Source organism: Streptococcus suis (assembly GCF_016743335.1).
Classification (GTDB): Bacteria; Bacillota; Bacilli; order Lactobacillales; family Streptococcaceae; genus Streptococcus; species Streptococcus suis_Y.
In genome coordinates this window covers 87,727-111,736 of the sequence record NZ_WCJE01000001.1, presented here as the reverse complement: position 1 = coordinate 111,736, position 24,010 = coordinate 87,727, and the positions used below count along the sequence as shown (strand labels likewise).

Genomic DNA, 24,010 nt, shown 5'->3' with positions numbered 1-24,010 from the left:
AGAGTACTAAAGGCAACCTAAAAACCTATATTTATACAAAACAAAAAGTAGGTTACCCTACTTCTGCTTATTTCTTTTCAAACTAAACCTGTCCGGCACAGGATCTTCCCCACCTTCCACAAAGGGATGACAGCGACCAATTCGAGCCAACCCCATCAAAAAGCCCTTGAGTCCATGTTTTTGCAAGGCCTCGATCATATAAGTGGAACAAGTTGGACGGTAGCGACAAGAGGGCGGAAAAAGGGGGGAAATAAATTTCTGATAGAATCGGACCAAGCCGATCAAGAGTCTTGTCATTATTTTTTAACTGGCTTAGTAACAGCCAGGGTATGTAGTTTGCTGATGTCTTTCTTGTTGAGTTTTCGGTATTCTCCTGGACGTAGGCCGGTCAAGTCAAGATTACCAAAGCGAGTACGAGACAGTTTATCTACCTGCAAGCCGACAGCCTCAAACATCTTCTTAACCTGGTGGTTTCGACCTTCATGGATTGTTAATTCTACAACTGAGCGGTTCTTAACAGGATCCACCTTGATAATCTCGTACACCGCAGGCTTGGTCTTTTTGCCATCAATGACAACACCACGGGTCAAAGGACGCAAAACTTCCTTGTTGGCAACCCCTTTGACACGCGCCAAGTAAACCTTATCAATCTCATTTCGTGGGTGAATCATCTCGTCTGTAAAATCACCGTCATTGGTCAAAATCAAGACCCCAGATGTATCCCAGTCCAGACGTCCTACAGGATAAATCCGCTCCTTAACTGTTGGCAACAAGTCCACAACCGTCTTTCTGCCCTTATCATCTGACACACTAGAAATGACACCACGTGGTTTATTGAGGAGGTAGTAAACCTTCTCTTCATTGTAGATTGGTTGTCCTTCGACTTCCACAATATCTCCAGACTTAATAGTAGTTGCCAACTCACGGACAACTTGACCATTTACAGTTACTAGGCCTTGTTTTATCAATTCTTCTGCCTTACGACGACTGGCAACTCCAGCATGGGCAATGTATTTATTAATTCTCATTTTCTAACTCATTTCTTTCTACGAATAGCTCTGTTTCTTCTTGAATCAAATCTATTTCAGACACATCAGGCAATTCTTCTAGACTATTAATTCCCATGTAATCCAGGAAATAATCTGTTGTCACATAGAGATTTGGTCTGCCAAGAACCTCTTTCTTACCGTTCTCACGAATGAGGTCAAAGGCCTGTAATTTACTGATGGCACCACTGGAATTGACTCCGCGAATATCATCAACTTCAATCCGAGTAATGGGTTGCTTATAGGCTACGATTGATAAGGTTTCCAAAAGAGCCCGTGACATAGTCTGATTGATTGGTGTTTTGGCATAGATTCGCAAAAGGTTTGCATATTCTTTTTTAGTAACCAACTTGTAGCGATTGGAAGACTCTAAGATGGCTAAGCCTGAGGCTTTGTCTGCCATATATTTCTCACTAAGTTTCTCTAACTGCTGGCTGACAGCTGTCGGCTGCATTTCCAACATCTCTGCCAAATTTCGTAACGTCAAGCCATCCTCACCTGCCACAAAGAGCAGGACTTCGATTTCAGCTAAGCGATTCATCTTCACTCCTTACTAGATAAATATCTCCAAAAGTCTCTGTCTGCTCCAAGACGATTTCATGAACCTTGACCAATTCCAAAGTCGCAAGGAAGATCGTAATCATTTCATTAACATCTTGACTTTCTTGAAAAAGCTGACGGAGTTCAAGGCGTGGACCAATCTCGAAACGACTGCGAACAAAGTCCATCATGTCTTCGATTTTATATTCATCACGGGCAATGGTCGCATGAGACTGACGGAGGCTTGCCTGTTTTTCAGCCATTACTTTAGAAAAAGCTAGGAAAATGTCAATGACGGTCTTATCCTTGGCTAACTGTACATCATCATAAATCAAATCTAATTTGGGTTTTGAAAAATAGTTGGCCCGTTCATCATGTTGCTCCCCTAATTTCTCACTGAGAAGTTTGAACTTGCGGTATTCTTCCAACTGGTCCAAGAGGTCCATTTCAGGATCATCTTCGGGATCAATTTGCTCAACAACCTTCGGCAATAATCGACGACTTTTGATGACCATCAATTGACTAGCCATGAGCATATATTCTCCCGCTACCTCTAAACGCATGGCTTGCAAGGTAGCAATGTAGGCCAAATATTGCTCAATAACCTCTGTAATCGGAACCTCGTAAATATCTACTTGATACTTGGACACCAGGTGTAGCAGGAGATCAAGTGGCCCTTCAAAATCTTTTAATTTTATATCCATTATCTAAATTTTTCCAAACTCATGCTTGTTTTTAGTCCCAACTGCTTGGCGATTTGGTCCAAGGATTTTCCTTCGTCTATCTGTTTTAGAATATACTGCTCCCGTAATTTTTGGGCTGTCCAATCAGGCTTGCCGATGGACTGGACAAATTCTGTCAGACGATTAAAAAACCACTGACGAGAATAGGTCTGCCCTTTTTTGTCAAAGACATACATTCCAGTCAAATGCCCTTCCAAATAAACAAGTAATTCCTTGGGCAAGTTGAGGACGCGTTTGGCTCCCCCTTTCTCAACTGTTAGGACTTGAAAATCCAGATTGACCTGCTGGCTAATCAGCTCTGCTATTTCACTAGGAGTCAGCCCTAGTAAGGCAATCAAAAGAGCAATCAGTTGCCCATCAAGCCAAGGACTTTCTTGAAAGAGGAGAGTTAAATCCTCACGCTCCAGTTTCTTTTTGACGCTGGCTGGACCTGACATCGTTTGTAATTTATAAAAACGATCCAGGAGATTATTTTCATAAAGAAAGTAGAGAAATTGATTGACCGCTGACATTTTTCTTTTCTGAGCAGCAGGCTTCAAGTCTAGAAGAGACTGCTGATAGACCCAAAGAGACTGTTGGCTAATCTCCCCCTTTGTTACTGTCACAAACTGCTGCAGGTCATAGGTATAGGACTTTTGGCTGTTGACACTGACCTTTTTGCTCTGGATAAAAGATTCAATCGCCTGCTTCATTTCTTGCCTTCTTTTGATGCTAGGGGAAAATTATGCAAGAGGGCATTAATGGCTTTGAGAATGGATTTGCGGGTAATAATGCCTAGAAATTCTCTGTTTTCCCCTAGAACAGGTAGGAAAGATTGATCTACTAGCTTGCGCATCACTTCTGTCAAATCATAATCCAGACCAACCGTCTCTTCATCTGTCTTAGCAATCAAGGAAATATCTCTGTTTAACTCATCATCCGATAGTTCATTTTCAGCTTGATATTTAATGATTTCCGTCAAGCCGATGGTTCCAAAAAAGCGGCCATCTTCTGTTACCACGGGTACGCGTGAATAGGTCATGTGACTGAGTAACAGTTTTGCATGGTCAATATTATGCGTATCAATAATTACTGCCAATTTATCCGCTGGTGTCAAGAAAGTTTCTTCCTGGTCCAATAAAAAGGCTTCAAATTCTCTTGCAATCATCTTGAAATATCCTTTGTCAATGCTGGGTAAAGTTGGTGCTGTCGATTATAGTAATCCACATGGAAGTGATCATCATAGATGGTCACAAGAGCATAGAGACATTCTCTGACCAAACCACGAGGTTGACTAACGGAGCCAGGATTGAGGAAGAGGGTCTTGCCACGCACTTCGGCATCAGGCACATGCAGATGCCCATACAAGCAAATATCCGCATCAACTTCCTGTGCCCAATAATCCAACCGTTGCCAGCCGTAATTAATGCCATAAAGATGACCATGAGTCTGAGCGATAGTCACACCATCCAATTGAGTAATGAGCTGGTCAGGGTAACCACCAAAATAGTCGCAGTTCCCATTGACCACTTGAATGCCGTCCCACAAACTATCTTGACTGTCCAGCTCCGAATCACCATTGTGAAAGATAGCATCGACCTTGCCAAGATAGTGGTTTTTAATCTCTTCTACAATCTGTCTATCCCCATGAGAGTCGCTCATGACTAGGATTGTTTTGCTTGCTCCTGCCATACTGGAAATGCCTCCACTAATTTTTCTAGTGCTTGTGCACGGTGGGAAATCTTATTTTTTTCTTCTAGAGTTAATTCTGCCGAGGTCTTACCTGTTTCGCCCACGAGGAAAAGTGGATCATATCCAAACCCATTTTCCCCACGAAGTTCCATACCGATAAAACCTTCCCAGTCCGCTTCGACAATCAAACTGTCACGATTTGGAGCAGCCATGACCAGAGTACAATGGAACTGAGCAGAACGATTTTTCAAGTCGAAGACCATAGCTAACTCATGCAAGAGTTTGGCATTATTGAGCTCGTCTGTGGCATCTGGGCCTGAAAAACGAGCAGACCAGACCCCTGGCAGGCCACCTAAAGCATCAACCTTCAAACCTGAATCATCTGCCAAGACCATTTTGCCTGTCAGCTCTGCTATGGTTTCAGCCTTGAGCCGTGCATTTTCCTCAAAAGTCATACCTGTCTCTGCTACATCTGGCAGGTCAGGATAATTGTTGAGGTTCTCGACCTGGTAGCCAAAACGCTCAAAAAACTTGCGAAATTCCTTGGTCTTACCTTCATTTTTAGTGGCAATCAAGACGGTATCTCCCACGCTTGCCAATCCCTTGTCTTGACCGAAGAAATCTGCCGTGCTAACCCCTGTTTGGGGCAGATGAACCAAGAGCAATTTGTCAGCTTCTGTGACCAGAATAGCTCCTTGGTGTTGGAGAACTTTGAACTGTCGATTGTTTAACTCATTCAAAATATCACAGGCAAATTGAAAGAGGGCAAATTCAGACTGAAGTTTGATCACTTCAATGTTGACACACTGGTTGAAATTCTCATCTTCAACATTACCCGCAATCAGTTTGTCAAACAACTGACCAATCTGGTAAATTTCCTGCTCTCTTCCATTTACTCCAAATGAACCAAATAGGTTGGCAAAGCTAGCCTTTCCAATAAACCAATTGTGTTCATCTCTGTATTCGTATATCTTGTCTGTCATAGTTCTACATGCTCCACATGAATATCAATGCCCATCCAGCTTTCAGCTATTTCTTTAAAAGCTGCCGGACTAGCTGTTGTGTAAAATCTGTGCTGAATATCCTTTTCGGTACGGCTGCGGTTGATTTGAAAATAATTTAATAAAACAGAAATATCTCGCGCGCACTCTGCCCCACTGTCAATCAACTTGACATCCTTGCCCATGGCATTCTGGATGATGGGGCGAAGTAGGGGATAATGGGTACATCCCAAGACCAAGGTGTCCACTTTCCCAACGAGTGGTCGAAGTGTCTCATAAACAACCTTTTTGGCAAGACTAGATTGGTGGCTATTGGACTCAACCAGAGGGGCAAATTTGGGACAGGCTAGGCTGTCTACCTGCGTTTCTGGAGAAAGGGCCTGAATTTTTTCACGATAGATATCGGATTGAATGGTCATAGCCGTTCCTAAGACACCAACCTTACCAGTTTGCGTTGCCTTGATAGCTGCCGAAGCACCTGGTAAAATAACACCCAAAACAGGAATATCCAACTTTTCCTTGACTTCTTCCCAGGCTACCGCTGTTGCCGTATTACAGGCAAAGACAATCATTTTTACATTTTTTGTCAAAAGGAAATTGACCAACTGCCACGTATATTCTCTGATTTGTTCCGCTGGACGGGGTCCATAAGGTGCCCGTGCCGAGTCCCCTATATAAACGATTTCTTCATGGGGAAGTTGGCGCATTAACTCACGCGCAACCGTTAATCCCCCCACACCTGAATCTAAAAAACCTATTGGTCGATTATCCATAATACTGAGATTAGCCAGAAAATCTGACTAGCCTTTCTTTTCTACTCAAAAAATGGGATCTAGGAATGAATATCCCAGTCCCAGTTTGATTATTTTTTCTTGCTTGCCACTTTTTGTTGGCTCTTGATTTGGCGAAGTACTTGTTGTACTTTTGCTTCGCTTGGCTTTTGACCCATTTGGCTCATCATCAAACGCAAAGCATTTTCATCCAAAACTGGCTTATCAGCAATGTAGTTTTCCACTTGTTTGCGTGACAAGTAAATACCCAAGGCTACACCACCTGCAAATGCCACAAGCACCAAAACAATTACTAAACCGATACCTAATTGCATATCAATCTCCTCAAATCTTTATTTCTACGTAACTACATCTATTATACCAAATTCAACAGTCTTTTCCAAGACTTACTTGTCAAATTCAAAACCGTAAATGGTCGCGAAATAATCCTCAGGAGTTTCAGCACGACGAATCATCCGCGCTGTGCCATCTTCCTGCAAAAGAATTTCAGAAGAACGCAGACGACCGTTGTAGTTGTAGCCCATGGAGAAGCCGTGTGCACCACTGTCATGAATGACCAAGGTGTCTCCTACTTCTGCCCGTGGTAAGTCACGATTAACCGCAAACTTGTCGTTGTTTTCACAGAGGGAACCTGCCACATCCACCACTTCGATTGGCGCATCAGGGCGCGTGATATTGGTGATATGGTGGTAGGCGCCATAGAAGGCAGGACGCATGAGGTTGGCTGCTGATGCATCGACACCAATATAAGTCCGATAGGTTTCCTTACGATGGAGCACCTTTGTAATCAAGTGACCGTGTGGCGCCAACATAAAGCGCCCCAATTCTGTAAAGATTTTTATATGTTCCATACCAGCTGGCGTGAGAATTTCCTCGTAAACCTTACGAACACCCTCACCAATGACAGCAATGTCGTTCGGTTCTTGCTCAGGACGATAGTTGACTCCAATCCCACCTGATAGGTTGATGAAGTCCAAGGTCACACCTGTTTCCTCACGAATTTCCAAGGCCAATTCAAACAACTGACGCGCCAGAACAGGATAATAGTCATTTGTTACTGTATTCGAAGCTAGAAAGGCATGAATACCAAATTCCTTGACACCTAGCTCTTTCAGTTCCTTATAGCCTTTCATCAACTGTTCCTTGGTCATCCCAAACTTAGACTCTTCTGGGTGGTCCATAATATCCGTTCCCAGCGAGAAGATTCCTCCAGGATTGTAACGGAGACAGACCGTTTCTGGAATCCCAGCAACATTTTTCAAAAACTCAATATGCTCATAGGCATCAAGGTTAATGGTCGCCCCAACTTTTCTGGCATAAACAAATTCTTGTGCCTGGGTGTCATTAGATGTGAACATGATGTCCTTAAAGCCCAATTTTTCACTCATCAGCACTTCCACATCGGTGGCACAATCCACTCCACAACCTTCTTCTTGAAGAATTTTTAAAATAGCTGGAGTTGGAGTCGCCTTGACCGCAAAATATTCCTTAAAGCCTTTGTTCCATGAAAAAGCTGCATTAAGGGCACGCGCCTTCTCACGAATGCCTTTTTCATCATACAAATGAAAAGGAGTCGGAAATTGCTCCGTAACGGTTTCTAAAACTTCTTTACTGACAAATGGTGTCTTGGTCATATCTCTACCTCATCAAATATTTTTCTTATTATATCACAAATATGTGAGGAACTGTAGCCTTCAACTCCACCAAATACTTGCAAAATAAATTTCTAGCGCTATAATGTGATTATCATTAAAAAAGGAGTAATATATGTCAACACTAGATTTTGATTTTACAGAACGCTTGTATGCCAACTATCTAGCTAATCCAAGCCTACAGGCAACCGAAAATGCCGTTAGCCATAACGGGCTTTTGAAATCCTTAGAAACACGCCAAAGCGCCATCGACAATGACTATGTCTTTTCAATCGACTTGACAAAGGACGCTGTTTCAAACCAAAAGGCTTCTGGACGTTGCTGGATGTTTGCTGCATTAAACACCTTCCGCCACAAACTCATCTCTGACTTCAAACTGGAGAATTTTGAGCTATCACAGGCCCATACCTTCTTTTGGGATAAATATGAAAAATCCAACTGGTTCCTCGAACAAATCATTGCCACAGCTGACCAAGAAATTGGTAGCCGTAAGGTAAAATTCTTATTGGATACCCCGCAACAAGATGGCGGTCAATGGGATATGGTTGTTGCCCTATTTGAAAAATATGGTGTGGTACCGAAATCCGTCTATCCAGAATCTATCTCATCCAGTGCCAGCCGTGAGCTCAATCAGTACCTTAACAAATTGCTCCGTCAAGATGCACAAATCTTGCGAGACCTCCTTGCCAAAGGAGCATCTCCGGAAGAGGTTCAAACACAAAAAGAAAACTTGCTTCAAGAAATCTTTAACTTCCTAGCTGTTAACCTTGGACTCCCTCCACGCAGCTTTGATTTTGCATATAGAGATAAAGACAATGTTTATCACCGCGATACAAATGTGACACCTCAGGCATTCTACGAGAAATACGTTGGTTTGAAACTATCTGACTATGTCTCCATTATCAACGCTCCAACTACTGATAAACCTTACAATAAATCTTATACAGTCGAATTGTTGGGGAACGTCATTGGTGCCCCTGCTGTCCGCTATCTCAATGTAGAAATGAACCGTTTTAAAGAACTAGCTATTGCCCAACTCAAAGCTGGTGAGTCCGTTTGGTTTGGTTCCGATGTCGGTCAAAGCAGCAACCGTCAAACTGGTATTATGGCAACCAACACCTACGACTTCTCTTCAGGTCTGGGTATCCGTTTCCATCAAGACAAGGCTGGAAGATTAGACTACTCCGAGAGCTTGATGACCCACGCTATGGTCTTAACTGGTGTTGATTTAGATGACAATGAGCAACCTCTCAAATGGAAAGTGGAAAACTCTTGGGGTGACAAGGTTGGTGACAAGGGATACTTCGTCGCATCAGATAGCTGGATGGATGAGTACACTTATCAGATTGTTGTCCGAAAAGAATTCCTCACACAAGAAGAACTAGCAGCTTATCAAGCTCAACCACAAGTCCTTGCCCCATGGGATCCAATGGGAGCTCTAGCATAAATCATGACCACCCGTCAAACGGGTGGTTTGAACAAGGGCTATAAGCCCACATCACCAGCCAGCGCCTAAAGACGCTGGCTTTCACTTTGTTCAAGCCTCACTGCTTTTGACTCGTCACTAGCCTCTTAAAGAGGCATTCGTACTACTTGCCATTATCCCTAAAGGGATCTTCATACTCTTTTACACTTAACTTATCAAGTGCTATATCATGTTTTTCCTGTTCTTGTATATATTTCTTAATTGTGGCTTCATTAAGTCCAACCGTACTTACATAATATCCCTCTGCCCAGAAATGACGATTGCCAAATTTATATTTGAGATTGGCGTGTTTATCAAACATCATAAGAGCACTCTTGCCTTTTAAATAGCCCATAAAACTTGATACACTTAGCCTTGGAGGAATACTGACTAACATGTGAACATGGTCTGGCATCAGATGACCTTCGATAATTTCAACACCTTTATAAGTACACAAACGTCGGAATATTTCTCCCAAACTACTTCGATATTGATTATAGATGATTTTTCGTCTATACTTAGGTGTGAAGACAATGTGGTATTTACACAGCCATTTTGTATGTGATAAACTATGTGCCTTTTGCGCCATATTTTTCTCCTTTCGCTTTACAATAGGCTTGAACACCTTTATTGTATCGCGTTTGGAGTTTTTTTGGTATAACCTTCATCGCGCACCCGCATAGCGGGTGGTTTATTTGTCACGCACCTTACGGAGCGTGACGGACTAAAAGTCACATAATAAACGACATATAAAAAAGAGGGTTACCCTCTTTTTTATATGTCATAATTAGTCTCGACTCAATCCACCAAAGATACGGAGTAAGTTGAGGAAAAGGTTTATAAAGTCAAGATAGAGCTGAAGCGCCATGGATACGACCCAACCTTGGCCAACATTACCACCAGTTTGTTCGAAAACATTGCGGATACGTTGGTTGTCATAAGCAATCAAACCTGAGAATACCAAAACAGAAATGATAGACATCATAAAGCTTAGACCTGAGCTACGAAGGAAGATATTAATAACACTTGCAATAATAATTCCCCATAGAGCTGCACGCAATGCCTGGGCCATACCAGAAAGATCTTTCTTCGTTGTCATCCCAATTACAGCCATGATAGCAAACATGAGAGCCGCTGACACGAAGGCGAGTACAACTGTTTCGCTAGTATAGAACATCAAAATCATGCTGATGGTAATCCCATTTGTTACTGAGTAGGCAAGAAACATTGGTAGAGCCATTGGGCTATTTTTAGCTGCCATTGCTGAAGCAGAAACAACCAAGGCAATCTGACCAATCATAATCAGCATCATGATGATGGAACCTGCACTCAGCAGACTAAGCAATAAAGATTGAAAGACGGTCACAGCCAAGAAAGAAACTAGAGCTGATAGACCAATTCCCATGGCAACCACACCATAAATTTTACCGAAGAAACGGTTGAGGGCGGTATTATCCACCTGATTAATAATAAATGAATCGTTATTCATACTATTCTCCTTTAAATCATTTTATTGAAACCGAAAGACCTTACGATTTTTCCACTTGTGTTGTAAGGGCAGACTCCACTCTCTCACAGCCCAATACTTATCCACACATGTCACAATCCAAGATTCCTTGTAGCGAGGAGGAGCGATTGTCGCACCAAACATATGCTTCACAATGATGTCTTCTTCTAGTTTATTGAGTTGAATGAGTTTCTGAGCATTGCGTTTAGCAATTCGTGGATGAACCCAAGCATGGCTCTTGTTGAATTTGGTATCTCTCCAATCATAGAAGAATAAATCATGCAATAGACCACCACGAGCTGTTGACTTGGCATCCCAACCAAATTTTTTCGCAATCTTATAGCTTGTATAAGAGACATTGATGGAATGTTCCAAGCGCGTGGAGTAATAATGATGAGGGATTTTCCCCAATTTTTGCACCTTGGGTGTGGCAATCAAGTGCCCCACGTAATGCATGTATTCTTTATCTTGTTTATATGCAACCATTCGTTAACCTCGTTGGAATATTATACCACACTATAGTACACTTGGCTTAAATAAAGCTAAACAATAAAATTCCTGCTGCAATCGCCACATTGAGGCTTTCCGCCTGCCCTGGCATGGTAATATGGACAAGTTGATCCGCCTCATCGGCTACAAAAGTTGAAATTCCTTGACCTTCATTTCCCATGACCAAGGCAAAACTCGGATTTGGCGTAACTTCCTTATAGTCAACCGACTGACTAGAGAGGGTTGTTGCCAAGATTTGTAGCTGATTGCTTTTTAAAGCAGAAAAAATAGCAGTCATCGGCATCCGATAAACTGGCAAGTGGAAATGACTCCCTTGCATGGAACGCAGAACTTTCATATTGTAAATATCTGCCGACTTATCCGATAGAAATACTCCATCAAAACCAGCTGCATCAGCTGTACGAATCATGGTACCAACATTTCCAGGGTCCTGCACATCCTCCAGAACCAAAAATTTTCCTGTTAAGACATCGGGTAAGGTCTGATTTGGTAAGGACAGTTGAGCTACTACCCCTTGCGGTGTCCGTGAGTCTGCTAAATCCTGCATAATATCTGAACTAACAACTGTTACATTGGATAAACCAGCAACCCGATGAACATGTTCTTCTGATACCAATATATGTTCAATAGGTACTTTGGCTGCCAAAGCCTCCTCCAACAAATGCCAACCTTCAATCAAATAAGAAGAAGTACGGTATTTTTTCTGTTGTAATTTCTTAACCTGCTTGACCAAATGATTGGCCTTTGAGCGAATGATCTCCATGAATGCCCCTTTTTCTTTTACTGCTCAGCAACTTCAATTTCCCAACGGCTAAATCAATTATCTTGATTTTTGAACAGTCTTACCCAACCATGATATAATAAAGTAAATGTCTTGTCAAAAGGAGAAACTTATGCGAAAGATAAAAATGATTGCATCTGGTCGTGTGCAAGGAGTCGGCTTTCGTTGGTCTGTTCAATTTTTAGCTGTGGAAATAGGCGACATCTACGGCAGAGTTTGGAATAATGATGATGGAACTGTCACCATTTTAGCTCAGTCAGATAATGCTGAGAAGCTCAGCCATTTTATCCATGAAATTCGGAAAGGGCCTTCTCGTATGGCCAAAGTCACCTATCTAGATGTCACCCTAGCCAACTTCGAAGACTATAAGGATTTTCAGGTGGCTTATAGATAAAACTTGTATATTTTGAACAAAAAAAGTAAAATAGAATGTATCTTGTAAAAAAAGGAATGTATCATTTTGAAAAAGAATAAACGAATTTTATTAACAGGTCTAGCCCTGTCTACGCTAGTATTTCTATCAGGATGTGTGCAGACAAAGAACGGTGTTCCTACTGGTGAAGGTTGGGTCTACAACTTCCTTGTTGCCCCAATGGGAAACCTGATTAAATTCTTCGCGGAAAACCAAGGACTCGGTTTCGGTGTTGCTATCATTATCGTGACATTGATTGTTCGTCTCTTCATCATGCCACTAGGTATTTACCAATCTTGGAAATCAACCTATCAGTCTGAGAAAATGAATTACCTCAAACCAATTTTAGGTCCAATCCAAGAACGCATGAAAAATGCAAGTTCCCAAGAAGAGCAATTAGCTGCCCAACAGGAATACTTTGCTGCTCAAAAACAATATGGTGTCAGCGTATTTGGTGGAATGGGCTGTCTTCCTATCTTGATTCAAATGCCATTCTTTACGGCACTCTTCTATGCAGCTCGTTACACAGAAGGAATCTCAGAAGCAACCTTCCTTGGCATTGATCTCGGTTCTGCAAGTCTCATTCTAACAGCTATTGCTGGTATCCTCTACTACGCTCAATCACTTCTGATGCAAGTCGGTATGGACGAAGAACAGAAGAAACAAATGAGAGCTGTGGCAATCATGAACCCATTGATGATTGTTATGTTCTCTTGGTCTTCACCTGCTGGTGTTACCCTCTACTGGGTAGTCGGTGGATTTATCGGTCTTATTCAACAAGCTCTTACAAACTTCATCTTGAAACCACGTATCCGTGCTAAGGTTGAAGAAGAATTTAAAAATAATCCTCCAAAACCATATAAATCAACTATCAAGGATGTAACTCCTAAAGCATCCGCTATCATCGAAGAAAAAACGTCTAAGAAATCAAACCGTAACGCCGGTAAACAACGTTCTAGATAAAAAATCGCAACCATCTGTTTCAGATGGTTGTTTTCTTATATAGTATGTTTAGTTTACTTTTTGTACGTGCTCCAACTATCTGGGAAATAGTTGGAGGTTGGAAATAGGGAGTGGGAAAGGAGCTCAACCATTCATAGAAGAGTTCGTCAACAATTTTTCGTTTTAAGTTGTTGAGCTGAATCGAACTCTGTTCGCCTCAGTACTCGTCGAAGAAATCAAAGCTATACTAAACGACTATACAAAAAGAGAGAATCTTTCGACTCTCTCCACACCTTATTTCGTTTTTTCAACCTTCAAGATTTTTACATCATAGCTACCAGCAGGTGTCTCAATTGTTGCAACATCTCCTGTTTTTTTACCAATCAAAGCATGGCCAATTGGGCTTTCATTTGAAATCTTGTTTGCAAAGGCATCTGCACCTGCAGCACCAACGATATGATAGACTTCTTCTTCGGTCTCACCAACTTCTTGAACAGTCACAGTCTTACCAATTGCCACTTCATCCGCAGCAACTGCATCACTGTTTACGATTTCAGCATAGCGAATTTTTGTTTCGATTGTTGAGATTTGACCTTCAACAAAAGCCTGTTCATCTTTAGCTGCTTCGTACTCAGAGTTTTCTGAAAGGTCTCCGTATGAACGAGCAATTTTAATACGTTCAACAATTTCTGGTCGACGAACTAGCTTTAGTTCCTCTAGTTCTTTTTCTAATTTTTCCTTTTCTTCCAAGGTCATTGGATATGTTTTTTCTGCCATTTGTCTTTCCTTTTCTTTTATTTTTCATGAAAACAAAATTATGTGGAAAACCACATAATTTTGTTATAAGAATTTACTCATTATTAAGATGTGCATTTACATACTTAGCAACGTTTTGGTTATGTTCATCAATATTATTTGTAAAGTAAACACTTCCAGTTGTAACATCTGCTACAAAGTAAAGATAGTCTGTCGTGTTGGCATTAATCACTGCCTCGATAGCCGAAAGGCTTGGACTATCCACTGGTCCAGGCATCAATCCTGGTGTCCAATAAATATTGTATGGTGACTCAATTGATGTATCAATCGCTGCATCTTCTGCCAGAGTTGTTTCTTGACCAAGTTTACCCTGAGCATACAAGATTGCAATATTGGATTGTAGAGGCATTGCTGCATTCAAGCGGTTAAAGAAGACACTTGCAATGTTTCGACGATCTTCATCAGTAGAACCTTCTTTTTCAACCAAAGATGCCAAGGTAAGAACTTCATTTACAGTCAAATTCTTAGCAGCAATCGTTTCATAATATGGTTGTAAACGATTATCCATCGCGGCAATCATTTGCTCAACGAGCTCTTCGATAGTTGTTTCATCGCTGTATTCATAAACCGCTGGGAAGAGGTAACCTTCCAACTGATAAATAACTCCACTATCAGCAGCTGGTAAGCTGGCAAACAATTTTGGATAAGTAGCAACCATTCGATTAATAAAATCTTGGTTGGTCACAGTAGCCATAAATTGTTCTGTGGTAAATGGTGTTTTATCATTTTTATCTTCTGTCTTGGTATTATCTGTAATAGCCTGAGCAATTTGTGTCAGTGTATACCCTTCAACAATCAAAATCTTACCTGCGGCTTCTTTTTGAGCTGTCGGAGTGCCACTTTCTTGAAGTGCTTTGGCGATGTCATCCACAGACATATTTTGTTTTAAATTATAAAAACCACTTTGGAAATTATTATAGCTCTTAATTTTAGAGTAGTAGTTAAAAATAGTAGCATTCTTAATCAACTTGTTATCAACTAAAATTTTACCAATTTCTAAAGTTGAAGAGCCTTCTGGAATCTCTACCTGAATAGCTTCTGTAGCTTTGGTATTGACTGGTTCCAGACTAGATTTTACCCACATATAGCCAGTAAGACCTGTCACTAGAACCGCCACTACAATAATCGACATGATAACAGAGACAATGCGTTTAGCGGCTTTATCCTGTTTTTTACGACGTTGCTTGTTTGCTCTGTGCGACGATGATCGTCTAGACTGTGTTGGTTGCATCTGCTCTTCTGTCGCTGCAACTGGAGCTACTGCCTTCGTTGCAACAATTGTTTCTTCCAGTGAGATAACCTCTGTATCACCCGTTACAGCTGATACATCTTCCGTTGGAAATTCCAAAAATGTATCTTCCAAAGAAGACTTCTCTGAAAGGACAGGCTCGACTGGTTCGGAAACCAACGAGCTTGATGGAGCCTCATCAAATTCTACAGTATTAGCAGCTACAAGGTTTCGTAGCTCTTCCAAGTTCCGCTCCACCGTATCTTGAGGAACCGGACTTGAAATGACTTCTTTTTCAATCACAAAAGTCTCTGGAGTAGCCAAAGTTTCTGATGTTGGCTCTTCAATACTTTCCGTCATCACTTCTGATTCTTGCTGTTCTTCTGGCAAGTATGAATCAGGGAAGGCAATACCTTCTACTTTTACAATTTCAGTCTCTCTATGGGGGGCTTTTTCTTCGGCAAGACTAGGCTGAAGCTCGTTGATAATTTCGTTACGCTTATCAACAAGAACATCCGCTGATTGTTCCGCCAAACGTTTCACCTTCAATTCTTCCAAATCTCGTAAAATTTGATCGCGGAAGCTTGAAGACTGCGTGTTTTTTTCATTCGTATCCTTTGTCACGCTGTTACTCCTTTCACACAGTTACTATACATTATATCTTAAAGGCTTATGAATTGCAAGAACTTCCCTTTCTACAAGGCTTTCCAGTACATATCACTCCACATTTGTCCTCCAAATTGTGACAAGGAGGGGCCAAAGTCTTCAAACTGATTCATTTCATAGTAGCCAATCAAATACTCTTTACAGGTCAGGGAAACTCCTTCAAATCCTCCTGCTAAAGTCACTTCTTTTATGGCTGCCAACAAAAGAGTCCCCACTCCCTGTCCCTTATAGGTATCCGCTACGGATAGACTGGCAATAGCTAGGTGACTGCCTGTCGGCATGTCACTCTCTGTCAAGTAAAAAATATCGTCTGTAACAGTCTGCGAAACAGAAGGACAGGATAATAAATATCCTGCTATTTCCCCATCGTGTTCCATTATTAAGCAGGTTTTACTCAAAGCATTCAGATAAATAGCAAGAACAGACTCAGCTATTTGTTCTTCTTTGGAAAAATTGGCATTTTCAATCAAAACAACTTGTTCTAAATCCGAAGGAGTAGCAAAACGAATTTCCATAATTTTCTCCCTTATATAGCGGAAAAACAGGGGCCATAGGCCTCCGTCTTTCTTTTTATTGGACGTTATTTGTAAGATTTGACAAGAGTCTTTCGAAGGAATATTCATAGGACTGAATATCACCAGCTCCCATAAATACATATACTGCATTGTCATGGTCTAAAAGTGGTGAAGTGTTTTCAACTGTAACAAGTCCACCTTTTTTGTTGATTTTAGCCGCCAAATCTTCTACCTTAACCTGACCATTGTCTGTTTCACGCGCTGATCCATAAATTTGAGCAAGGTAAACTGCATCTGCTTCATTCAAAGCATCTGCAAACTCATCGAGAAGCGCAATGGTACGAGTGAATGTATGTGGTTGGAAAATGGCTACCAACTCCTTGCTAGGATACTTCTGACGTGCCGCATCAATGGTTGCAATGATTTCCGTTGGATGGTGAGCAAAGTCATCAATGATAACAGTATCATTGACAATTTTCTCCGTAAAGCGACGTTTGACACCTCCAAATGTCTTCAAGTGTTCTGCAACCAGTTGCAAATCAAATCCAGCAATATAGAGATTAGCAATAACAGCTGTTGCATTCATCACATTATGCTTGCCAAAGGTTGGAATTTGGAATTCTCCCAACTCTTCTTCACCATGGCGAACTTTGAATTGTGAACCACTTGTAGAAGGCTTCAAGTCATAGGCAACAAAATCATTATTGTCTTCCAAGCCATAATAGTAGATTGGAGCATTTGCCGTGATACGACGAAGTTGCTCATCTTCACCAAAAACGAAGAGAGCTTTTTTTACTTGCTTCGCATAATCATTGAAAGCATTGAAAACATCCTCTAGACTAGTGAAATAATCTGGATGGTCAAAATCAATATTGGTAATGATGCTGTATTCAGGATGGTATGGGGCAAAGTGACGTTCGTATTCATCGGATTCGAACACAAAATACTGAGCATTTGCCGAACCGCGACCAGTACCATCACCAATCAAGAAGGAAGTATCTGTGATATTGCGCATAACATGTGCCAATAATCCCGTTGTAGAGGTCTTACCATGGGCACCAGCAACACCGAGGCTCGTAAAACCTTTCATAAATTCACCTAGAAATTCATGGTAACGTTTGTAGGTATAGCCCTGGGCATCAGCATAAGCGATTTCCACATTGTTATCTGGACGAAAAGCATTACCAGCAATCAATTCAACATCTGCTGTAATATTTTTCTCATCAAACGGTAAAATCTGAATCCCAGCTTGTTCAAGCCCACGTTGTGTAAAGTAGTATTTCTCTACATCACTCCCCTGAACCTTGTGCCCCATTTGATGCAACATAAGAGCAAGTGCGCTCATACCTGATCCCTTAATTCCGATAAAATGATAGGTTTTTGTCATGTTATCCCTCTTCTATATGTGTCAAATTTAATTCTTGTGCCACTTGGCGATCTCGTTGTTGTCTGCGCTCAGGATAATTGTAAACCTGACTCTTTCTTAAAAAGTCATACGAATTTTTCTTTATAACCTGCTCCTGTTCTCTATCTTCTTTCTTCAAAGAATAGACAGCTGGCATATCAGCGAGAATATAGTCTGTCTGACGTAGGTTGTCCGCCAAACGTGTCAACCGACCTGCCTTAGATTCAGTTGTTGAAACGACAGGAGGTTTCACCACAACTTTAGCTGGTGCTGGTTTTTCATCTCTTAAGTAGGTTGCTGATCGTTTTTTCTTCAAGTCTTCTCTAGCCTGTTCACGAGCCAACTGCCCCTGTGTTTTCACTGGAGAAGGCTTCGTTTTAGTCAGTTGCTGAAGGCGTTCCTTGCGAGAATAATGGCTTGGCTTAGCTTCAAACAGAGGAGGCAGGAGCTCATCTTCCGTTTGTGCTACTGGTTTTGCCGACGCAACTCGCTGTGAATCGGTAGACCAGCTAAATTCCTTTTCTTGATAAGGTCCCCTGATATTGCTAATCAGGTCGCTCTCATCATATAAACTCATAATTGGATTTTCTCCAACTAGTACCTCATCATCTGCGACTAGTGGAAATCTTTTTTCATGTCTAATCATAAGTCATCCTTTCGAACCCTTATTATACCATACTTAGGCCTTATTTCCTAATTCTACGCTGAGTCAACTGATTCCATATCACTCAATCCCTAAAATCTCACGAATATCCTCAACCGTCAAATTCGCTCGGCTTTCATTGCCATCAAGGACTGTTTTGACAAGGTTCTTTTTATTTTCTTGTAATTCTTGAATCTTCTCTTCGATTGTCCCTCTAGTAATCAGGCGATAGCATTCAACCTTCTCAGTCTGCCCCATGCGATGAGCCCGGCTGATAGCCTGTGCTTCCACGGCAGGATTCCACCAAAGGTCGACTAGGATGACTGTGTCTGCACCTGTCAAATTCAAGCCAACGCCACCTGCTTTCAAGGAAATGAGAAAGGCATCTCGACTTCCTGCATTGAAGGCCTGTGTCATTTCTTGGCGTTGGTTAGCAGGGGTTGAACCAGTCAGAGTATAGGATGTCATCCCAATTTCTACCAGCTGTTCTTCTATTTTTTCCAGCATATTTCTGAATTGGGAGAATATCAAGACCCTGTGTTCACCTTCTTTTAGTTGCAAGAGTAATTCTTTCAAACTATTGAGTTTGCCACTCTCACCACTAAACTCTTCCATGAAAAGGCTGGGGGTATCGCAGATTTGACGTAAGCGAGTAATTCCTGATAGGATTTCTATCTTACTACGATTGATTTGAGCATCATCTGCGCCAGCTATTTGAGTCCGCATTTGTTGAAGCTGGGCTAGGTAGATGGCTTTTTGTTCATCTGTCAGTTCATTAAGTACATTGACTTCTATCAAATCAGGCAATTCCTGAAGAACGTCTTCCTTATGACGTCTGAGAACGAAGGGTTGAATGGTCCGCGCAATGTCCTTGGCTGCTAATTTACCGAAGTCTTGTTTGCCTGGCAATAAACCTGGTAAGACAATTTGGAAAATGGACCAGAGTTCCGTCAAATGGTTTTCAATCGGCGTACCTGAGAGGGCAAAGCAATTCCCAACCTCAAACTCACGCAGTAGCTGTGCAATCTTAGACTGGGCATTCTTCATGACCTGCGCCTCATCTAAAATGAGGTAGTCAAAGCGTTCCTGTCTATAGAGTGCAACATCCTGTCTGAAGGATGGATAGGAGGTAACTAAGACTTGGTGACCATTGGCAATGATCTCTTCACGCTGTTCCTTGTTTCCATGAACAACTGCCACATCTAAACTTGGAGCAAACCGCTTACACTCATCTAACCAGTTATAAATCAAGCTAGACGGTGCCAATATTAAAACTTTGGAATCTTTTGTCATCCGACTGGACAGAAAGGCGATAGTTTGCAAGGTCTTTCCAAGCCCCATGTCGTCAGCTAAAATTCCACCAAAACCATACGTATCCAGCATAGTCAACCACTTAAGCCCTGTCTGCTGATAATCCCTAAGCGACGTTGTTACTTCCACAGCAGGAAGCGGGAACAAATCTGGCTGAGCTAGATAGCTTGCCATTTCCTCAAATTCCTTGGAGAAACTGACTTGGTTGAATTGTGACAAGGATTGAGCCAATTGGTAACCGGCAAGAGCATGGACTTGTACCTGCCCCTCCTTACCATGACGGGCCCGCAGATAGATTAGGGTTTGACTGATTTTCTTGGTTTCCTCATCAAAAACAAATACCTTACCGCTCGGGCTAGTATAGTGATCCTCTTGATTCAGCAAGGCTGTAATCGCCTGATCGATTTCAGATTGTTCAATACCTGATAAGTCAAACGAAATATCCAAAAGTGATCCGTTACGCACAATTTCTAATTGAGGTTTGGCTTCAATATATAAATCCTGGAGCTTTTCTACTAGATAAACCTGCCCCATTTTTTGTAATATAGGCAATTGTTGTTGGAAAAATGGATAGAGCTCCTGCTGACTAAGAGCCGCTCTCTGGGCATGATATGTCCCCCTAAAGCCAGCTAAACGAATAGCCTGATAGATCCTCTCCAAATGTTGGAAATGGCTAGCAAAAGGCAGGAGAGCCAAATCCTCTTCACTCCTTACCTGACGTCCATCAAAATCCAAAACCAATTGGAGTGATAAACTTTCATTTGCCTCCATCTGAATATGAAATTCTGGCTTGAAATCATGAATGATGAAGCGCTTAGGTGCCTTAACAGTCCCAATTGTCTGCAAATCCAGCAAGCTTAAAGCCAGACGATTTTGGTCAGGGAAATCCACCTGCACCTTTCTCAAACCTGATTCGGTTGGAACAAGTTCGGAAATTTGGTAAATCAGATGTTCTTGATGGCGATTGACACTATAAACCGTGCCATTTACTAAGAGATAGCGCCCATGAAAAAGTGGTCGGACTGGTTTTTCGTGAATAACCATTTCAATCATCTGCGTGTGAACGGTCACCTCAAAATGATAGAGCCCTTCCTCCCCTGTCAACGGAAGAACCATCAAGGAGGAATAGGACTGCTGTTGATAGGAAAAGTTAAAATGTTCTAGCTGATTTAACAGCTCCACCCCCTCCTCAAAATAGGCTTGTGGCAGACGAAAATGTCGTCCAAAATGAGTAAGAATATCCGAATCTATACCAACTTTCTCTGGTACCAAGGCCCAGAGAAAATCCAGGAGAGCCTGACTTGGTTCATCAAAATTTTCATAAGTAACTTGCTCATAATAATTTTTACCTATCTGATAGTGACCGTTGGCTTTCACAATGCGCAAAAAAGCTCCGATGTCCCGCACAATATACGAACGTGTATCTGGCAAGCGGGTCATTTTCAAGGTCCAATCTATCTGACGATCATAGGGCAATAAGCTCCCTTCAACTGATAACTGATACTTAATCCCCAATTCAGGTTCTGGCCGCAAAATTTCATCTAAAAAGAGACCGCCAAAATATGTCCGACGGACGGTTTCCTTATGTTGTTCACCATCTTCTTTCAAAGACTGCTTCATATCCTTGCCTGAGGCATCATTTTTTAAAAAATACTCCGTGGCAGCTAGGTGTTGACAGTAGCCCTTACTTTGAAATAACTGGCAACTACACTGTAAATCGCTATCTGCATCGCCGTAAGTAAAGCGCTCACCAGCAATATCCAGTACCATCTTTCCATTCTCACTATGAAGAACAGTCAGTTTTCCAGCCTCGTACAAATCAATTCCTTCTTGGCGAATCCGCCCTGGCATCATGCGACCCATTCTAACTCCTTTATCCTTCAACCAATCATCAGCTTTTCTGTAAAATATATCTAAAATATTATCTTTTCATTATAGCATATTTTCAATTTGAATTGTTTAAATAGGTATCAAAAAAACACCAGCAGTTAAACTGGTGTCTCTAATGAATAGCTAAATAATAAATCGTTGCTTGCCACATTTTCAAGATTGTTTTTCCGCTTTTCCAAAGCCAAAATAGGGCAAATAGCAGGAAAACAACTGCCACTACTACATTAATCAAGCCTTTTCCATCCAAGAAAAACTTGAAAAAGAAGACAGTCACACAAGTGAGCAAGGCTAGGAGTAAAACATGAATCAGAACTCCCAACCAGCCCAGCCAATAGCGAATTCCAAAGGGAGGGTGTTTCTTTTCATCGAAGTCTGCTAGACCAGTCAAAAACTCAACTAGCAACTCACCAAAAAATTCCATACTAGACTTCCTTTCTTAGCTGTCGGTAATATTTGGTTCGTCGAATCATTATCTTGATAGCCTTAAAGGAAAGTAAGGTTAGCATACTAGCCACGAATAGACAAAAAAGGAATATCACAACCAATGGCTGTTTATACTGATGATAGACCATAATTGAACCACCAGTAAAGGCGATAAAATAGGATGCCAAAGTCACAAAATTGAGCCAGATGCAAGCTACTAGTCCCAGCCAATAACGAAAGCCGAAAGGTTTATACTGACTGTCTTCATAAAATACAAGAAAAAATGATGAAAAAGACAGCAATATCAAAAAAGAACGCCAAATCGGAACCGCTACCATACCAACACCTCCAAGTCCATTCTAGCATATTTACGAATAATTGCAAAGAGGGAGTGGGACAGAACTCGCAAATTGTTAAAAGAGTTCGTCAACAAGTCCTTATTTCTGGTTGTTGAGCTGAAACAGTCTATCCCCAGACTGTTTCACTCCCACCCCCGCACAGCTCAAAAGGTTCAATGAACCTTTTGAGGTTGGAAATAGAGCGAACTTTGTTCGCAACAGTCGTAATGGTCAGATTTGGAGTGTAAAACACGAACAAATCTACCAATCAACCACTGCGCTGAGATGTTGACCCGAACTCTGAGAAGCGTGGCTGGACTTTTTGCCCAGCCTTACTTCCGTTTCCGTGCGATCAGATGAATCGGTGTCCCTTCAAATACAAAGGCCTTGCGGATTTGATTTTCCAAGAAACGCATATAGGAGAAGTGCATGAGCTCTTCTTCGTTGACAAAGACCACAAAGGTCGGTGGTTTGGTCGCAACCTGAGTCGCGTAGAAAATCTTGAGACGTTTGCCCTTGTCGGTCGGCGTCGGGTTAATAGCAATGGCGTCCATGATAACATCGTTGAGAACAGCCGATGGAATACGGGTATTCTGACTTTCACTGATAGCCTTGATCATCTCAGGCAACTTATGCAAGCGTTGTTTGGTCAAGGCTGACACAAAGATAATCGGTGCGTAAGACAAGTATTGGAACTGGTCACGAATATCGTCTTCCCACTGCTTCATGGTATGGTTGTCTTTTTCAAGCGTATCCCACTTGTTGACCACGATAATCATTCCCTTACCAGCTTCATGGGCAAAGCCTGCGATGCGTTTGTCGTACTCACGAATACCTTCTTCGGCATTGATAACCATCAATATGACATCTGAGCGTTCAATGGCACGCATGGCACGCATAACGGAGTATTTCTCCGTATTTTCATAGACCTTACCAGACTTGCGCATGCCTGCGGTGTCAATCATGGTAAATTCTTGCCCTTCTGGGTCTGTAAAGTGCGTATCAATGGCATCACGAGTCGTTCCAGCAACAGGCGACGCAATCACGCGCTCTTCACCCAAAATAGCGTTAATCAAACTTGATTTACCAACGTTTGGACGACCAATCAAGCTGAACTTGATAATATCTGGATTTTCTTCTGCTTCCTGAGCTGGTAGGTTTTCAATGATGGCGTCCAAGACATCCCCTGTTCCGATACCGTGTACAGAAGATACTGGGTAGGGATCCCCAAGACCGAGTGAATAAAAATCGTAGATGTCATTACGCATTTCAGGGTTATCGACTTTATTGACAACCAAAATAACTGGTTTGTTTGTCTTATAAAGGATACGCGATACATACTCGTCAGCATCCGTCACGCCTTCCTTGCCTGATACGACAAAGACGATAACGTCCGCTTCATCCATAGCAATCTCAGCCTGATGCTTGATTTGTTCCATGAAAGGTGCATCCACATCGTCGATACCACCTGTATCAATCAAGGAAAACTTACGGTTGAGCCACTCACCAGTAGCATAAATACGGTCGCGGGTCACACCTTCCACGTCTTCTACAATAGAAATGCGTTCCCCCGCAATACGGTTAAATAAGGTTGATTTACCAACGTTAGGACGTCCAACGATGGCGATAGTTGGTAGAGCCATAGCTCCTCCTCTTCTAATATAGTCGTTTTCGTTTATCTTTTATTACGTCGTTAACTCGCTTTGCCGTACTC

General features: G+C 41.8%; 27 protein-coding genes. 3 read left to right on the top strand and 24 right to left on the bottom strand.

Annotation, left to right across the window (positions count from 1 at the left end):
- Window positions 1-57: 57 nt before the first annotated feature.
- The 11 genes from yidD to F9856_RS00505 form a co-directional block, all read right to left on the bottom strand.
- Window positions 58-297 (bottom strand): membrane protein insertion efficiency factor YidD, encoded by a 240-nt coding sequence (gene yidD / locus F9856_RS00555; protein WP_024375837.1) that lies wholly within the window; start codon window positions 295-297, stop codon window positions 58-60.
- A complete protein-coding gene (locus F9856_RS00550) occupies window positions 297-1,028 on the bottom strand; it encodes a pseudouridine synthase (RefSeq protein WP_024375836.1) in 732 nt (243 codons plus the stop codon). Before F9856_RS00550 ends, yidD begins: the two co-directional genes overlap by 1 nt.
- A complete protein-coding gene (gene scpB / locus F9856_RS00545; protein ID WP_002939233.1) occupies window positions 1,018-1,587 on the bottom strand; it encodes an SMC-Scp complex subunit ScpB in 570 nt (189 codons plus the stop codon). The genes F9856_RS00550 and scpB overlap by 11 nt, the downstream gene beginning before the upstream one ends.
- Window positions 1,571-2,290, bottom strand: a complete 720-nt coding sequence (locus F9856_RS00540; RefSeq protein WP_029996852.1) for a segregation/condensation protein A — start codon at window positions 2,288-2,290, stop codon at window positions 1,571-1,573. The genes scpB and F9856_RS00540 overlap by 17 nt, the downstream gene beginning before the upstream one ends.
- Window positions 2,290-3,021 (bottom strand): site-specific tyrosine recombinase XerD, encoded by a 732-nt coding sequence (xerD, locus tag F9856_RS00535; RefSeq protein WP_202105413.1) that lies wholly within the window; start codon window positions 3,019-3,021, stop codon window positions 2,290-2,292. Before xerD ends, F9856_RS00540 begins: the two co-directional genes overlap by 1 nt.
- Window positions 3,018-3,476 carry a cyclic-di-AMP-binding protein CbpB gene (gene cbpB / locus F9856_RS00530; protein WP_024378617.1) on the bottom strand — a complete coding sequence of 153 codons (459 nt, stop codon included), beginning with the start codon at window positions 3,474-3,476 and terminating at the stop codon, window positions 3,018-3,020. Before cbpB ends, xerD begins: the two co-directional genes overlap by 4 nt.
- Window positions 3,473-4,000, bottom strand: coding sequence for a metallophosphoesterase (locus F9856_RS00525; protein WP_024398407.1), 528 nt, complete (start codon window positions 3,998-4,000; stop codon window positions 3,473-3,475). The genes cbpB and F9856_RS00525 overlap by 4 nt, the downstream gene beginning before the upstream one ends.
- On the bottom strand, window positions 3,973-4,983 hold the full coding sequence (locus F9856_RS00520; protein ID WP_202105412.1) for a nucleoside-triphosphate diphosphatase: 1,011 nt from the start codon (window positions 4,981-4,983) through the stop codon (window positions 3,973-3,975). Before F9856_RS00520 ends, F9856_RS00525 begins: the two co-directional genes overlap by 28 nt.
- On the bottom strand, window positions 4,980-5,774 hold the full coding sequence (gene racE, locus F9856_RS00515; protein ID WP_024381678.1) for a glutamate racemase: 795 nt from the start codon (window positions 5,772-5,774) through the stop codon (window positions 4,980-4,982). The genes F9856_RS00520 and racE overlap by 4 nt, the downstream gene beginning before the upstream one ends.
- 89 nt (window positions 5,775-5,863) lie before the next feature.
- A complete protein-coding gene (locus F9856_RS00510; RefSeq protein ID WP_024375830.1) occupies window positions 5,864-6,106 on the bottom strand; it encodes a YneF family protein in 243 nt (80 codons plus the stop codon).
- Between the two features lie 72 nt (window positions 6,107-6,178).
- Window positions 6,179-7,426, bottom strand: coding sequence for a diaminopimelate decarboxylase (locus F9856_RS00505; RefSeq protein ID WP_202105411.1), 1,248 nt, complete (start codon window positions 7,424-7,426; stop codon window positions 6,179-6,181).
- 133 nt (window positions 7,427-7,559) lie between these two features.
- Between F9856_RS00505 and pepC the strand changes: the two genes are divergently transcribed.
- The gene (gene pepC, locus F9856_RS00500) at window positions 7,560-8,891 is read left to right on the top strand and encodes an aminopeptidase C (RefSeq protein WP_202105410.1); all 1,332 of its coding nucleotides are present in this window, start codon (window positions 7,560-7,562) and stop codon (window positions 8,889-8,891) included.
- Between the two features lie 142 nt (window positions 8,892-9,033).
- Here the strand turns inward: pepC and tnpA are convergent, their stop codons facing one another.
- From tnpA to F9856_RS00480, 4 genes are all read right to left on the bottom strand, one after another.
- The gene (tnpA, locus tag F9856_RS00495) at window positions 9,034-9,498 is read right to left on the bottom strand and encodes an IS200/IS605-like element ISSsu4 family transposase (protein ID WP_002939996.1); all 465 of its coding nucleotides are present in this window, start codon (window positions 9,496-9,498) and stop codon (window positions 9,034-9,036) included.
- Between the two features lie 198 nt (window positions 9,499-9,696).
- The gene (locus tag F9856_RS00490) at window positions 9,697-10,398 is read right to left on the bottom strand and encodes a Bax inhibitor-1/YccA family protein (RefSeq protein ID WP_009910586.1); all 702 of its coding nucleotides are present in this window, start codon (window positions 10,396-10,398) and stop codon (window positions 9,697-9,699) included.
- A 21-nt stretch (window positions 10,399-10,419) separates the two neighbouring features.
- On the bottom strand, window positions 10,420-10,902 hold the full coding sequence (locus F9856_RS00485) for an HD domain-containing protein (protein WP_002942738.1): 483 nt from the start codon (window positions 10,900-10,902) through the stop codon (window positions 10,420-10,422).
- Between the two features lie 46 nt (window positions 10,903-10,948).
- A complete protein-coding gene (locus F9856_RS00480; protein ID WP_002942736.1) occupies window positions 10,949-11,689 on the bottom strand; it encodes a TrmH family RNA methyltransferase in 741 nt (246 codons plus the stop codon).
- A 130-nt stretch (window positions 11,690-11,819) separates the two neighbouring features.
- Here F9856_RS00480 and F9856_RS00475 point away from each other — a divergent pair, with 130 nt between their 5' ends.
- The gene (locus F9856_RS00475) at window positions 11,820-12,101 is read left to right on the top strand and encodes an acylphosphatase (RefSeq protein ID WP_202105409.1); all 282 of its coding nucleotides are present in this window, start codon (window positions 11,820-11,822) and stop codon (window positions 12,099-12,101) included.
- Window positions 12,102-12,167: 66 nt separating this feature from the next.
- The gene (gene yidC, locus F9856_RS00470; protein ID WP_024399634.1) at window positions 12,168-13,082 is read left to right on the top strand and encodes a membrane protein insertase YidC; all 915 of its coding nucleotides are present in this window, start codon (window positions 12,168-12,170) and stop codon (window positions 13,080-13,082) included.
- Between the two features lie 273 nt (window positions 13,083-13,355).
- Here the strand turns inward: yidC and greA are convergent, their stop codons facing one another.
- From greA to der, 9 genes are all read right to left on the bottom strand, one after another.
- Window positions 13,356-13,838, bottom strand: coding sequence for a transcription elongation factor GreA (greA, locus tag F9856_RS00465; RefSeq protein WP_002938298.1), 483 nt, complete (start codon window positions 13,836-13,838; stop codon window positions 13,356-13,358).
- A gap of 73 nt (window positions 13,839-13,911) precedes the next feature.
- Window positions 13,912-15,729: an endolytic transglycosylase MltG gene (gene mltG / locus F9856_RS00460; RefSeq protein WP_105120080.1), complete on the bottom strand. Its 1,818-nt coding sequence runs from the start codon at window positions 15,727-15,729 to the stop codon at window positions 13,912-13,914.
- 71 nt (window positions 15,730-15,800) lie between these two features.
- Complete coding sequence (locus F9856_RS00455; protein ID WP_202105408.1) at window positions 15,801-16,286, bottom strand: GNAT family N-acetyltransferase; 486 nt, start codon at window positions 16,284-16,286, stop codon at window positions 15,801-15,803.
- A 55-nt stretch (window positions 16,287-16,341) separates the two neighbouring features.
- Window positions 16,342-17,673 (bottom strand): UDP-N-acetylmuramate--L-alanine ligase, encoded by a 1,332-nt coding sequence (gene murC / locus F9856_RS00450; RefSeq protein ID WP_024400971.1) that lies wholly within the window; start codon window positions 17,671-17,673, stop codon window positions 16,342-16,344.
- 1 nt (window position 17,674) lies between these two features.
- Window positions 17,675-18,337, bottom strand: coding sequence for a hypothetical protein (locus F9856_RS00445; RefSeq protein ID WP_024376675.1), 663 nt, complete (start codon window positions 18,335-18,337; stop codon window positions 17,675-17,677).
- A gap of 78 nt (window positions 18,338-18,415) precedes the next feature.
- Window positions 18,416-21,508 carry a DEAD/DEAH box helicase gene (locus F9856_RS00440; RefSeq protein WP_202105407.1) on the bottom strand — a complete coding sequence of 1,031 codons (3,093 nt, stop codon included), beginning with the start codon at window positions 21,506-21,508 and terminating at the stop codon, window positions 18,416-18,418.
- A 139-nt stretch (window positions 21,509-21,647) separates the two neighbouring features.
- The gene (locus F9856_RS00435; RefSeq protein WP_024399415.1) at window positions 21,648-21,956 is read right to left on the bottom strand and encodes a hypothetical protein; all 309 of its coding nucleotides are present in this window, start codon (window positions 21,954-21,956) and stop codon (window positions 21,648-21,650) included.
- A 1-nt stretch (window position 21,957) separates the two neighbouring features.
- Entirely contained in the window at window positions 21,958-22,296 is a 339-nt protein-coding gene (locus F9856_RS12340) for an MFS transporter (protein ID WP_328708140.1), read from the bottom strand.
- 332 nt (window positions 22,297-22,628) lie between these two features.
- The gene (gene der, locus F9856_RS00430) at window positions 22,629-23,939 is read right to left on the bottom strand and encodes a ribosome biogenesis GTPase Der (RefSeq protein ID WP_012027640.1); all 1,311 of its coding nucleotides are present in this window, start codon (window positions 23,937-23,939) and stop codon (window positions 22,629-22,631) included.
- Window positions 23,940-24,010 lie beyond the last annotated feature (71 nt).